The following is a 13,162-nucleotide window of genomic DNA, read 5'->3' as shown; positions in this document are numbered from 1 at the left end:
CGGCCCCGCCCAACCGGCACAATCCGCCCAGAACTCCTACGCTCATCACATGTCAGAGGTGCACGCGACCCGCCGATCCCGCCTGAGGGAGCGCTGCAACGCGGCCGGCGCCCCCGCCGCCCTGGTCAGCCGCCCCGCCAACGTGCGTTATCTGGCGGGCGCCGCCCCCCAGGGCGCCGTTCTGCTGCTGGGCGGGCAGGAGGATCTCCTGGTGTGCCCCGCACCCCCGGAGGACCGCCCCGCCGACGGGCGGCCCGACGAGGAGGTGCGCCTGCACGTCCTCTCCTCGCCCGGGGGCGAGGCGGCGGTCGCCGCGGCCGGCCTCGCCGCCGCCCAGGGCTGCGACGCCCTGGCCGTGGAGGAGCACGATCTCACCGTTTCCCGCTACCGGGCCGTGTCCTCCGTCGCCCCGGGGCTGCGCCTGGCCGATCTCGGCGGAGCCGTCGAGCAGCTCCGGGTCGTCAAGGACGAGGAGGAGATCTCCTGCCTGCGTATCGGGGCCGAGATCGCCGACCAGGCCCTCGGGGAACTGCTGGAGTCCATCCTGGTCGGCCGTACCGAACGGCACCTCGCCCTGGAGCTGGAGCGCCGGCTGGTCGACCACGGTGCCGACGGGCCGGCCTTCCCCACCTCGGTCGCCACCGGGCCCAACTCGGGCCGGCGCGGCCACCGGCCCACCGACCGGCGGGTGGAGGAGGGCGACTTCCTCTCCGTCTGCCTGGGCGCCACCTACCGGGGCTACCGCTGCGAGATCGGCCGCACCTTCGTCATCGGCACCTCGCCCGCCGACTGGCAGATCGAGCTCTACGACCTGGTCTTCTCCGCCCAGCGGGCCGGACGCGAGGCCCTCATGCCGGGCGCCGCGTACCGCGAGGTGGACCGCGCGGCCCGGCAGGTGCTCGACTCCGCGGGCTATGCGGAAGCACTGCCACCGCTGACCGGACACGGTGTCGGACTCGAAATCGACGAGGACCCGCAGCTGGCCCCCGCCGCCATGGGTAAACTGGACGCTTGCGTGCCGGTCACCGTCGAACCGGGGGTCCACCTCCCGGGCCGGGGCGGCGTCCGGATCGATGACACGCTCGTCGTACGCCCAGAGGCGGACGGCGGACCCGAGCTACTCACCATCACGACCAAGGAGCTGCTCGCGCTGTAGGAGTGCGTGCCCCGGGGTCGTACGTCAGTCCAGGAGATTCCGCAACCGTGGCTTCCACGAACGACCTCAAGAACGGCCTGGTGCTCAAGCTCGAAGGCGGCCAGCTCTGGTCCGTCGTCGAGTTCCAGCACGTCAAGCCCGGCAAGGGCCCGGCATTCGTGCGCACCAAGCTCAAGAACGTGCTCTCCGGCAAGGTCGTCGACAAGACCTTCAACGCCGGCGTCAAGGTCGAGACGGCCACTGTCGACAAGCGCGACATGCAGTTCTCGTACATGGACGGCGAGTACTTCGTCTTCATGGACATGGAGACCTATGACCAGCTGATGGTCGACCGCAAGGCCGTCGGCGACGCCGCCAACTTCCTCATCGAGGGCTTCACCGCCACCGTCGCCCAGCACGAGGGCGAGGTGCTCTTCGTCGAGCTGCCGGCCGCCGTCGAGCTGGTCGTGCAGGAGACCGAGCCGGGCGTCCAGGGTGACCGCTCCACCGGTGGCACCAAGCCCGCCACCCTGGAGACCGGCCACCAGATCCAGGTCCCGCTCTTCATCACCACCGGTGAGAAGATCAAGGTCGACACCCGTACCAGCGACTACCTCGGCCGGGTGAACAGCTAACCGTGGCCGCCCGCAACACGGCCCGCAAGCGCGCCTTCCAGATCCTCTTCGAGGGCGACCAGCGCGGCGCCGACGTCCTGACGGTCCTCGCGGACTGGATCCGGCTCTCCCGGTCCGACACCCGGCAGCCGCCGGTGAGCGAGTACACGATGCAGCTCGTCGAGGGCTACGCCGAGAAGGCGAAGCGCATCGACGAGCTGATCGCGAGTTACGCGGTGGACTGGACGCTCGACCGGATGCCGGTGGTGGACCGGAACATCCTGCGTCTTGGCGCCTACGAGCTGATCTGGGTCGACGAGACCCCGGACGCCGTCGTCCTGGACGAGATGGTGCAGCTGGCCAAGGAGTTCTCCACGGACGACTCGCCCTCTTTCGTCAACGGCCTGCTGGGCCGGCTGAAGGAGCTCAAGCCCTCGCTGCGCCGCGACGAGGCGTAGAAGGTACGACGAGACGCCACAGGGCCCGCGGTGAGCGATCGCCGCGGGCCCTGTGGCGTCCGGGTGCCCGGGCCGCCCCGGAAGGCCCTGAAGGGGCGCACAAAGCCGCCGGGGTGGCCGGAACCGTAGAGTTCCGGCCACCCCGGCGGCACGTTTCTGCTGAGGCGCTGTACGGCTCAGGCGTCTTCGTGGGTCGCCACGGCGCGGCGCGCGTCCGCGTCCAGGACGCCCCAGCTGATCAGCTGCTCGGTGAGGACCGAGGGGGACTGGTCGTAGATGACGGCGAGTGTGCGCAGGTCGTCCTGGCGGATCGACAGCACCTTGCCGTTGTAGTCACCGCGCTGGGACTGGATCGTCGCCGCGTAGCGCTGCAGCGGGCCCGCCTTCTCGGCCGGCACGGTGGCCAGCCGCTCCAGGTCGAGGACCAGCTTCGGCGGCGGCTCGGCGGCGCCGCCCGGCGTGGTGCCCGGCAGCAGCTCCTGCACCGGGACGCCATAGAAATCGGCCAGCTCGGCCAGTCGCTGCACGGTCACGGCACGGTCACCGCGCTCGTAGGAACCGACCACCACGGCCTTCCAGCGACCCTGGGACTTCTCCTCGACACCGTGGAGGGAAAGGCCCTGCTGGGTGCGGATGGCCCGGAGCTTGGCCCCGAGCTGTTTGGCGTATTCGCTGGACATATAGCTCCCCGGCACTGTGTCGACGCGGTCGGCTGTGATTTCCGCCGCGCGGCTGGTAACTCACTGTGAGGTTACGCAGCGTGACTCTCGCGCGTCAAGCCGAATGGGCCACCCCGACTCTTCCGTTCCGGTGGTGGCCGATTACGCCGGACGGGTGATCGAGGACTCCTGGGGACCTGCTACGGTTGATGGCGCAAATCCGACGTCCTTTAAGGTCCGTCCCGTGAGGCGGAGAAGGGGGTCCGTTTCGTATGGACACGCACGCCAACCCGTCCGCGTCCGATGCGAGGCCCGTACTCGAGGGCCCCGACATCGCACGCGTGCTGACCCGCATCGCCCACGAGATCGTCGAGCGCGCCAAGGGCGCCGACGACGTGGTGCTCCTGGGCATTCCGACCCGGGGGGTCTTCCTCGCCCAGCGGCTCGCCGCGAAGCTGGAGGAGATCACCGACCGCAAGGTCCCCGTCGGCTCGCTCGACATCACCATGTACCGCGACGATCTGCGCATGCACCCGCCGCGTGCGCTGGCCCGCACCGTGATCCCCGGTGACGGCATCGACGGCCGGCTGGTCGTCCTCGTCGACGACGTGCTCTTCTCCGGCCGCACCATCCGCGCCGCCCTCGACGCCCTGAACGACATCGGGCGCCCCCGCGCGGTGCAGCTCGCGGTCCTCGTCGACCGCGGCCACCGCGAACTGCCCATCCGCGCCGACTACGTCGGCAAGAACCTCCCCACGTCGCTGCGGGAGACGGTCAAGGTCCAGCTCTCCGAGGAGGACGGTCGCGACACCGTGCTGCTCGGTGTGAAGCCGGCCGGCCAGTAGCGAGTCCGGCGTACGGCCGCCCCGGCGCGCCCGTACACGCACCGGTCTGCCCCGAATCTCCCTGAATGAACTGCCTTACGGAGCCTGACAGATGCAGCGTCATCTCATCTCGGCCGCCGACCTCACCCGCGACGACGCCGTCCTGATCCTCGACACCGCCGAGGAGATGGCCCGGGTCGCCGACCGGCCGATCAAGAAACTGCCGACCCTGCGCGGCCGCACGATCGTCAACCTCTTCTTCGAGGACTCCACCCGCACCCGGATCTCCTTCGAGGCCGCCGAGAAGCGGCTGTCCGCGGACGTCATCAACTTCTCCGCCAAGGGGTCGTCGGTGTCCAAGGGCGAGTCCCTGAAGGACACCGCCCAGACCCTGGAGGCGATGGGCGTCGACGCCGTCGTCATCCGGCACGGCGCCTCCGGAGCGCCCTACCGCCTGGCCACCTCCGGCTGGATCGACGCCGCCGTGGTCAACGCCGGGGACGGCACCCACCAGCACCCCACCCAGGCCCTGCTGGACGCGTTCACCATGCGCCGCCGCCTGGTCGGCCGGGACGCCGGCCTCGGGCAGGACCTGAGCGGCAAGCGGATCACCATCGTCGGCGACGTCCTGCACAGCCGGGTCGCCCGCTCCAACGTCGACCTGCTGCACACCCTCGGCGCCGAGGTCACCCTGGTCGCCCCGCCCACCCTGGTGCCGGTCGGCGTCGGCAACTGGCCCTGCGAGGTCTCGTACGACCTCGACAGCACGCTGGTGAAGTCCGACGCCGTGATGATGCTGCGGGTCCAGCGCGAGCGGATGAACGCCGCCTTCTTCCCCACCGAGCGCGAGTACTCGCGGCGCTACGGCCTCGACGGCGAGCGCATGGCGAAGATGCCCGAGCACGCCATCGTGATGCACCCCGGCCCGATGGTCCGCGGCATGGAGATCACCGCCGAGGTCGCCGACTCCGACCGCTGCACGGTCGTCGAGCAGGTCGCCAACGGTGTCTCCATCCGGATGGCGGTCCTGTACCTGCTGCTCGGCGGCAACGAGCCCGCCCTCAACAACGCCCGCACCACCGAGGAGAAGTAAGAACCATGAGCAAGATCCTGATCCGTGGTGCGAAGGTGCTCGGCGGCGAGCCGCAGGACGTGCTGATCGACGGCGAGACGATCGCCGCGGTGGGCCGGGACCTCGACGCCGGGGGCGCGGAGGTCGTCGAGGCCGCCGGCCAGGTGCTGCTCCCCGGCCTGGTCGACCTGCACACCCACCTGCGCGAGCCGGGCCGCGAGGACTCCGAGACCGTGCTGACCGGCACCCGCGCGGCCGCGAGCGGCGGCTACACGGCCGTGTTCGCCATGGCCAACACCTTCCCGGTCGCCGACACCGCCGGCGTCGTCGAGCAGGTCTACCGGCTCGGCCGGGAGCACGGCTACTGCGACGTGCAGCCCATCGGCGCCGTCACCGTCGGCCTGGAGGGCAGGAAGCTCGCCGAGCTGGGCGCGATGCACGAGTCCGCCGCCGGCGTCACCGTCTTCTCCGACGACGGCAAGTGCGTGGACGACGCCGTGATCATGCGCCGCGCGCTGGAGTACGTGAAGGCCTTCGGCGGCGTCGTCGCCCAGCACGCGCAGGAGCCGCGCCTCACCGAGGGCGCCCAGATGAACGAGGGCGTCGTCTCCGCCGAACTGGGCCTGGGCGGCTGGCCGGCCGTCGCCGAGGAGTCGATCATCGCGCGGGACGTGCTGCTCGCCGAGCACGTCGGCTCCCGCGTGCACATCTGCCACCTGTCGACCGCCGGATCCGTGGAGATCGTCCGCTGGGCCAAGTCCCGCGGCATCGACGTCACCGCCGAGGTCACCCCGCACCACCTGCTCCTCACCGACGAGCTGGTGCGCTCGTACAACCCGGTCTACAAGGTCAACCCGCCGCTGCGCACCGAGCGGGACGTGCACGCCCTGCGCGAGGCGCTCGCCGACGGCACGATCGACATCGTCGCCACCGACCACGCCCCGCACCCGCACGAGGACAAGGACTGCGAGTGGGCCGCCGCCGCCATGGGCATGGTGGGCCTGGAGACCGCGCTGTCGGTGGTCCAGGAGACCATGGTCGACACGGGCCTGCTGGACTGGGCCGGCGTCGCCGACCGGATGTCCGTCCGGCCCGCGCAGATCGGACAGGCCACCGGACACGGCCGCCCCGTCTCGGCTGGTGAGCCCGCCAACCTCGTCCTCGTCGACACCGCATACCGTGGCCAGGTGGACCCCGCGGGCTTCGCCTCGCGCAGCCGCAACACCCCGTACGAGGGACGCGAGCTGCCGGGCCGTGTGACGCACACGTGGCTGCGGGGCAAGGCCACGCTCGTCGACGGGAAGCTCACGTGACACCTGTAATCCTGCTGGCCGAGGCGCAGAAATCGGCCGAGGTCACCGACTGGGGCGCCCGCATCGGCTGGCTCGTCGGACTCGCCCTCTTCGTCGCGCTCGTCTACTGGCTGATGCGCGAGGGCTGGAAGTGGCGCGGCACCCTCCAGGGGGACCTGCCCGCCCCGCCCAGCGCGCCGGACACGACCGGCCCGGTGAGACTGAGCATGAGCGGCCGCTACCACGGCTCCACGACCGCCGGGCAGTGGCTGGACCGCATCGTGGCCCACGGCCTCGGCACCCGCAGCCGGGCCGAGCTCACCCTGACCGACGCGGGCCTGGAGGTCGAGCGCCCCGGAGCGAACGACTTCTTCGTCCCCACGGACGCACTCCGCGGCGCCCGGCTCGACAAGGGCATCGCCGGCAAGGTCCTCACCGAGGGCGGACTGCTGGTGGTGACCTGGGCGCTCGGCGACAAACTGATCGACTCCGGCTTCCGCTCCGACCACGCGGCCGAGCACAGCGAGTGGGCCGACACCCTCAACAAGATGATCAACGACACGGAAGGCGCACGATGACGACCTCCACCAGGGGAGCCGCGAAGGTTCCCGCCGTACTCGTCCTGGAGGACGGCCGCACCTTCCGCGGCCGCGCCTACGGGGCAGTGGGGGAGACCTTCGGCGAGGCCGTGTTCTCCACCGGCATGACCGGTTACCAGGAAACCCTCACCGACCCGTCCTACGACCGCCAGATCGTCGTGGCGACCGCCCCGCAGATCGGCAACACCGGCTGGAACGACGAGGACGACGAGTCCCGGCGCATCTGGGTCTCCGGGTACGTCGTGCGCGACCCGGCGCGCGTGCCGTCCAACTGGCGCGCCAAGCGGTCCCTGGACGACGAGCTGGTCACGCAGGGCGTGGTCGGCATCTCCGGGATCGACACCCGCGCGCTCACCCGCCACCTGCGCGAGCGCGGCTCGATGCGCGCCGGCATCTTCTCCGGCGAGGCCGTCGCCGCCGAGGCCGAGCTGGTCGAGCGGGTGCAGGCGCAGCCGCACATGAAGGGCGCGAGCCTCTACGAGGAGGTCGCCACCAAGGAGGCGTACGTCGTCCCGGCGGTCGGCGAGAAGCGCTTCACCGTCGCCGCCATCGACCTCGGCATCAAGGGCATGACCCCGCACCGCATGGCCGAGCGCGGCATCGAGGTGCACGTGCTGCCCGCCACCGCCACGCCCGAGGACGTCTACGCCGTCGAGCCCGACGGTGTCTTCTTCTCCAACGGCCCCGGCGACCCGGCCACCGCCGACGGCCCGGTCGCGCTGATGTCCGCCGTCCTGGAGCGGCGCACGCCGCTGTTCGGCATCTGCTTCGGCAACCAGATCCTCGGCCGCGCCCTCGGCTTCGGCACCTACAAGCTGAAGTACGGCCACCGGGGCATCAACCAGCCGGTCCAGGACCGTACGACCGGCAAGGTCGAGGTCACCGCGCACAACCACGGCTTCGCCGTCGACGCCCCGCTCGACAAGGTCAGCGACACCAGGTTCGGCCGCGCCGAGGTCTCGCACGTCTGCCTGAACGACGACGTGGTGGAGGGACTGCAACTGCTCGACCAGCCGGCCTTCTCCGTCCAGTACCACCCCGAAGCGGCAGCGGGCCCGCACGACGCCGCCTACCTCTTCGACCGCTTCGTATCACTGATGGAGGGCCAGCGTGCCTAAGCGCACCGATATCCAGTCCGTCCTGGTCATCGGCTCCGGCCCGATCGTCATCGGCCAGGCCGCCGAGTTCGACTACTCCGGCACCCAGGCGTGCCGGGTCCTCAAGGCCGAGGGCCTGCGCGTGGTCCTCGTCAACTCCAACCCCGCGACGATCATGACCGACCCGGAGATCGCCGACGCCACCTACGTCGAGCCGATCACCCCCGAGTTCGTCGAGAAGATCATCGCCAAGGAGCGCCCGGACGCCCTCCTGCCCACCCTGGGCGGCCAGACGGCCCTCAACACCGCCATCGCGCTGCACGAGAACGGCGTCCTGGAGAAGTACGGCGTCGAGCTGATCGGCGCCAAGCCCGAGGCCATCCACAAGGGCGAGGACCGCGACCAGTTCAAGGCGGTCGTGGAGGAGGTCCGCCGCAAGACCGGACACGGCGAGTCCGCCCGCTCGGTGATCTGCCACACCATGGACGACGTCCTCAAGGGCGTCGATACCCTCGGCGGCTACCCCGTGGTCGTCCGCCCGTCCTTCACCATGGGCGGCGCCGGCTCCGGCTTCGCGCACGACGAGGAGGAGCTGCGCCGCATCGCCGGCCAGGGCCTCACGCTCTCCCCGACCACCGAGGTGCTCCTGGAGGAGTCCATCCTCGGCTGGAAGGAGTACGAGCTGGAGCTGATGCGCGACAAGCACGACAACGTCGTGGTCGTCTGCTCCATCGAGAACTTCGACCCGATGGGCGTGCACACCGGTGACTCCATCACGGTCGCGCCCTCGATGACGCTGACCGACCGCGAGTACCAGGTCCTGCGCGACATCGGCATCGCCGTCATCCGTGAGGTCGGCGTCGACACCGGCGGCTGCAACATCCAGTTCGCGGTGAACCCCGAGGACGGCCGGATCATCGTCATCGAGATGAACCCGCGCGTCTCGCGCTCCTCGGCGCTCGCCTCCAAGGCGACCGGCTTCCCCATCGCCAAGATCGCCGCCAAGCTGGCCGTCGGCTACACGCTCGACGAGATCCCGAACGACATCACGCAGGAGACCCCGGCCTCCTTCGAGCCCACGCTCGACTACGTGGTCGTCAAGGCCCCGCGGTTCGCCTTCGAGAAGTTCCCGCAGGCGGACTCCACGCTGACCACCACCATGAAGTCGGTCGGCGAGGCCATGGCCATCGGCCGCAACTTCCCCGAGGCCTTCCAGAAGGCGCTGCGCTCGCTGGAGAAGAAGGGCAGCCAGTTCGCCTTCACCGGCGAGCCCGGCGACAAGGAGGCGCTGCTCCGCGAGGCCGTGCGCCCCACCGACGGCCGGATCAACACCGTCATGCAGGCCATCCGCGCGGGCGCCACCCCCGAGGAGGTCTTCGAGTACACGAAGATCGACCCGTGGTTCGTGGACCAGCTCTTCCTGATCAAGGAGATCGCGGACGAGCTGGCCGAGGCGCCCGAGCTGACCGCGGACCTGCTCGCCGAGGCCAAGCGCCACGGCTTCTCCGACCAGCAGATCGCCGAGATCCGCGGTCTGCGCGAGGACGTCGTGCGCGAGGTCCGGCACGCCCTCGGCATCCGCCCGGTCTACAAGACGGTCGACACCTGCGCCGCCGAGTTCGCCGCGCGGACGCCGTACTTCTACTCCTCCTACGACGAGGAGTCCGAGGTCGCGGCCCGCGAGAAGCCCGCGGTGATCATCCTGGGCTCCGGGCCGAACCGCATCGGCCAAGGCATCGAGTTCGACTACTCCTGCGTCCACGCCTCCTTCGCGCTGTCCGACGCCGGGTACGAGACCGTGATGGTCAACTGCAACCCGGAGACCGTCTCCACCGACTACGACACCTCCGACCGGCTGTACTTCGAGCCGCTGACGCTGGAGGACGTGCTGGAGATCGTCCACGCGGAGCAGCAGGCCGGTCCGGTCGCGGGCGTGATCGTGCAGCTCGGCGGCCAGACCCCGCTCGGCCTGTCGCAGGCCCTGAAGGACAACGGCGTGCCGATCGTCGGCACCTCGCCCGAGGCGATCCACGCCGCCGAGGACCGCGGCGCCTTCGGCCGGGTCCTCGCGGAGGCCGGACTGCCCGCCCCGAAGCACGGCACGGCCACCACCTTCGACGAGGCCAAGGCCATCGCCGACGAGATCGGCTACCCGGTCCTGGTCCGGCCCTCGTACGTCCTCGGCGGGCGCGGCATGGAGATCGTCTACGACGAGACCCGCCTGGCCTCCTACATCGCCGAGTCGACCGAGATCAGCCCCTCCCGGCCGGTCCTCGTCGACCGCTTCCTGGACGACGCCATCGAGATCGACGTCGACGCCCTCTACGACGGCGAGGAGCTGTACCTCGGCGGCGTGATGGAGCACATCGAGGAGGCCGGCATCCACTCCGGCGACTCGGCGTGCGCCCTGCCCCCGATCACCCTCGGCGGCTTCGACATCAAGCGCCTGCGCGCCTCCACCGAGGCGATCGCCAAGGGCGTCGGCGTGCGCGGCCTGATCAACATCCAGTTCGCGATGGCGGGCGACATCCTCTACGTCCTGGAGGCCAACCCGCGCGCCTCCCGTACGGTGCCCTTCACCTCCAAGGCGACCGCGGTACCGCTGGCCAAGGCCGCCGCCCGGATCTCGCTGGGCGCGACCGTCGCCGAGCTGCGCGCCGAGGGACTGCTCCCGGCGAACGGCGACGGCGGCGAGCTGCCGCTGGACGCGCCGATCTCCGTCAAGGAGGCCGTGATGCCGTGGTCGCGCTTCCGCGACATCCAGGGCCGCGGCGTCGACACCGTCCTCGGCCCGGAGATGCGCTCCACCGGCGAGGTCATGGGCATCGACTCGGTCTTCGGCACGGCGTACGCCAAGTCGCAGGCCGGCGCCTACGGGCCGCTGCCCACCAAGGGCCGCGCCTTCATCTCGGTCGCCAACCGCGACAAGCGCTCGATGATCTTCCCGGCGCGCGAGCTGGTGGCGCACGGCTTCGAGCTGCTCGCCACCTCCGGCACCGCCGAGGTGCTCAAGCGCAACGGCATCAACGCCAACGTCGTGCGCAAGCAGTCCGAGGGCACCGGCCCGAACGGTGAGCGGACCATCGTCCAGCTCATCCACGACGGCGAGGTCGACCTCATCGTCAACACCCCGTACGGCACCGGCGGCCGCCTCGACGGCTACGACATCCGCACCGCGGCGGTGGCCCGCTCCGTGCCGTGCCTGACGACCGTCCAGGCGCTCGCGGCGGCCGTCCAGGGCATCGACGCCCTCAACCACGGCGACGTGGGCGTCCGCTCGCTCCAGGAACACGCGGAACACCTGACCGCGGCCCGCGACTAGCAGCCCCGAGGGGGACACCGGAAACGGTGTCCCCCTCTTCATGAGGACACCATGTACAAGATCTTCTTCAGTCTCGTCTTCAAACGGATGGACCCGGAGACGGCCCACCACCTGGCCTTCCGCTGGATCCGCCTGGCCGTCCGCGTCCCCGTGCTGCGCACGTTCGTGGCCGCCGCTCTCGCGCCCCGGCACAAGGAGCTGCGCACCGAGGCCTTCGGGCTGCGCATGCACGGCCCCTTCGGGCTCGCCGCCGGCTTCGACAAGAACGCCGTCGCCATCGACGGCATGTCGATGCTGGGCTTCGACCACGTCGAGATCGGCACGGTCACCGGGGAACCGCAGCCCGGCAACCCCAGGAAGCGGCTGTTCCGGCTCGTGGCCGACCGCGCGCTGATCAACCGCATGGGCTTCAACAACGACGGCTCACTGGCCGTCGCGGCCCGCCTCGCCGCCCGCGAGCCGGTGTTCCGGACCGTGGTCGGCGTCAACATCGGCAAGACCAAGGTCGTCCCCGAGGAGGAGGCCGCCGGCGACTACGTGAAGTCCGCCGAGCGCCTCGCGCCCCACGCCGACTACCTGGTCGTCAACGTGTCCTCCCCGAACACGCCCGGCCTGCGCAACCTCCAGGCGACCGAGGCGCTGCGCCCGCTGCTCGCCGCGGTGCGCGAGGCCGCCGACCGCGCGGTCCCTGACCGGCACGTCCCGCTGCTGGTGAAGATCGCCCCCGATCTCGCGGACGAGGACGTCGACGCCGTCGCCGACCTGGCGGTGGAACTCGGCCTGGACGGCATCATCGCCACCAACACCACCATCGCGCGCGAGGGTCTCGGCCTGACCTCCGCGCCGTCCCTGGTCAAGGAGACCGGCGGCCTCTCCGGCGCGCCGCTGAAGGCGCGCTCCCTGGAGGTGCTGCGCCGCCTGTACGCGCGCGTGGGCGACCGGATCACGCTGGTGGGCGTCGGCGGCATCGAGACCGCCGAGGACGCCTGGCAGCGCATCCTGGCCGGTGCCACGCTGGTGCAGGGCTACAGCGCCTTCGTCTACGAGGGCCCGTTCTGGGCCCGCGCGATCCACAAGGGCCTCGCCGCGCGCCTGCGGACCAGCCCGTACGCCACCCTCGCCGACGCGGTCGGCGCCGACGTGAGGAACGACGCATGACGGTCCTGGAGCCCTTCGGCGCGCGCCTGCGCCGCGCGATGGACGAGCGCGGTCCGCTGTGCGTCGGCATCGACCCGCACGCCTCCCTGCTCGCCGAGTGGGGCCTGGCCGACGACGTGGCCGGTCTGGAGCGGTTCAGCCGCACGGTCGTCGAGGCGGTGGCCGACCGGGTCGCCGTCATGAAGCCGCAGAGCGCGTTCTTCGAGCGGTTCGGCTCGCGCGGTGTCGCCGTGCTGGAGCGGACGGTCCAGGAGGCGCGCGCGGCGGGCACCCTGGTCGTGATGGACGCCAAGCGCGGCGACATCGGCTCGACCATGGCCGGGTACGCCGAGGCCTACCTGCACAAGGACTCCCCGCTGTTCTCCGACGCGCTGACCGTCTCGCCCTACCTCGGCTACGGCTCGCTCAGCCCGGCCGTGGCGCTCGCCAGGGAGAGCGGCACCGGCCTGTTCGTGCTGGCGCTCACCTCGAACCCGGAGGGCCCGGAGGTCCAGCACGCGGTCCGTGCCGACGGGCGCGACGTGGGCGCGACCATGCTGGCCCACCTGGCGGCCGAGAACGCCGGCGAGGAGCCGCTGGGCTCGTTCGGCGCGGTGGTCGGCGCCACGGTGAGCGACCTGTCCTCCTACGACCTCGGTGTCAACGGCCCGCTCCTGGCGCCCGGCGTGGGGGCGCAGGGGGCTACGGCCGCCGATCTTCCCCGGCTCTTCGGGTCGGCGGTGCGCAACGTGGTGCCGAACGTCAGCCGGGGAGTGCTGCGCGAGGGTCCCGGCGTCGGAGCGCTGCGGTCGGCCACGGAGCGCTACGCGGAGGAGATCCGGACCGCCGTCGCGGGCGCCTGAGCTGCCCCGAGGGCGTTTCGGTGCGCGGCCCGCGGGCGGTCTGAGTGTGAATACATCCTCAAATCGAGGGCAGTATGTCTGAAATGTCCG

At 71.0% G+C, this 13,162-nt stretch carries 12 protein-coding genes; 11 read left to right on the top strand and 1 reads right to left on the bottom strand.

Going from position 1 to position 13,162, the window contains the following annotated elements; genetic code table 11:
- The first annotated feature begins 49 nt into the window (after positions 1-49).
- Genes ACWCPN_RS10390 through nusB form a run of 3 tightly spaced genes read left to right on the top strand, consistent with a single transcriptional unit; the run spans position 50 to position 2,207 of the window.
- Positions 50-1,156 carry an aminopeptidase P family protein gene (locus ACWCPN_RS10390; protein ID WP_451204114.1) on the top strand — a complete coding sequence of 369 codons (1,107 nt, stop codon included), beginning with the start codon at positions 50-52 and terminating at the stop codon, positions 1,154-1,156.
- A 47-nt stretch (positions 1,157-1,203) separates the two neighbouring features.
- Positions 1,204-1,770 carry an elongation factor P gene (gene efp / locus ACWCPN_RS10385; protein ID WP_037742222.1) on the top strand — a complete coding sequence of 189 codons (567 nt, stop codon included), beginning with the start codon at positions 1,204-1,206 and terminating at the stop codon, positions 1,768-1,770.
- A gap of 2 nt (positions 1,771-1,772) precedes the next feature.
- Positions 1,773-2,207: a transcription antitermination factor NusB gene (nusB, locus tag ACWCPN_RS10380; protein WP_199209786.1), complete on the top strand. Its 435-nt coding sequence runs from the start codon at positions 1,773-1,775 to the stop codon at positions 2,205-2,207.
- Positions 2,208-2,383: 176 nt separating this feature from the next.
- Here the strand turns inward: nusB and bldD are convergent, their stop codons facing one another.
- Positions 2,384-2,887, bottom strand: a complete 504-nt coding sequence (bldD, locus tag ACWCPN_RS10375; protein WP_020938842.1) for a transcriptional regulator BldD — start codon at positions 2,885-2,887, stop codon at positions 2,384-2,386.
- A 251-nt stretch (positions 2,888-3,138) separates the two neighbouring features.
- Here bldD and pyrR point away from each other — a divergent pair, with 251 nt between their 5' ends.
- From pyrR to pyrF, 8 genes are all read left to right on the top strand, one after another.
- Complete coding sequence (pyrR, locus tag ACWCPN_RS10370; RefSeq protein WP_451204111.1) at positions 3,139-3,711, top strand: bifunctional pyr operon transcriptional regulator/uracil phosphoribosyltransferase PyrR; 573 nt, start codon at positions 3,139-3,141, stop codon at positions 3,709-3,711.
- 91 nt (positions 3,712-3,802) lie between these two features.
- Positions 3,803-4,783 (top strand): aspartate carbamoyltransferase catalytic subunit, encoded by a 981-nt coding sequence (locus tag ACWCPN_RS10365; RefSeq protein WP_199209784.1) that lies wholly within the window; start codon positions 3,803-3,805, stop codon positions 4,781-4,783.
- Positions 4,784-4,788: 5 nt separating this feature from the next.
- On the top strand, positions 4,789-6,075 hold the full coding sequence (locus tag ACWCPN_RS10360; RefSeq protein WP_451204109.1) for a dihydroorotase: 1,287 nt from the start codon (positions 4,789-4,791) through the stop codon (positions 6,073-6,075).
- A complete protein-coding gene (locus tag ACWCPN_RS10355; RefSeq protein ID WP_451204107.1) occupies positions 6,072-6,632 on the top strand; it encodes a PH-like domain-containing protein in 561 nt (186 codons plus the stop codon). The genes ACWCPN_RS10360 and ACWCPN_RS10355 overlap by 4 nt, the downstream gene beginning before the upstream one ends.
- The gene (carA, locus tag ACWCPN_RS10350) at positions 6,629-7,771 is read left to right on the top strand and encodes a glutamine-hydrolyzing carbamoyl-phosphate synthase small subunit (protein WP_451204105.1); all 1,143 of its coding nucleotides are present in this window, start codon (positions 6,629-6,631) and stop codon (positions 7,769-7,771) included. Before ACWCPN_RS10355 ends, carA begins: the two co-directional genes overlap by 4 nt.
- Positions 7,764-11,072 (top strand): carbamoyl-phosphate synthase large subunit, encoded by a 3,309-nt coding sequence (gene carB / locus ACWCPN_RS10345; RefSeq protein WP_451204103.1) that lies wholly within the window; start codon positions 7,764-7,766, stop codon positions 11,070-11,072. The genes carA and carB overlap by 8 nt, the downstream gene beginning before the upstream one ends.
- 51 nt (positions 11,073-11,123) lie before the next feature.
- Positions 11,124-12,230, top strand: a complete 1,107-nt coding sequence (locus tag ACWCPN_RS10340; protein ID WP_451204101.1) for a quinone-dependent dihydroorotate dehydrogenase — start codon at positions 11,124-11,126, stop codon at positions 12,228-12,230.
- Positions 12,227-13,072 carry an orotidine-5'-phosphate decarboxylase gene (gene pyrF, locus ACWCPN_RS10335; protein WP_451204099.1) on the top strand — a complete coding sequence of 282 codons (846 nt, stop codon included), beginning with the start codon at positions 12,227-12,229 and terminating at the stop codon, positions 13,070-13,072. Before ACWCPN_RS10340 ends, pyrF begins: the two co-directional genes overlap by 4 nt.
- The last annotated feature ends 90 nt before the right edge of the window (positions 13,073-13,162 follow it).

The organism is Streptomyces sp. NPDC002386 (assembly GCF_053593175.1).
This window is presented reverse-complemented; position numbering and strand designations above follow the sequence as displayed.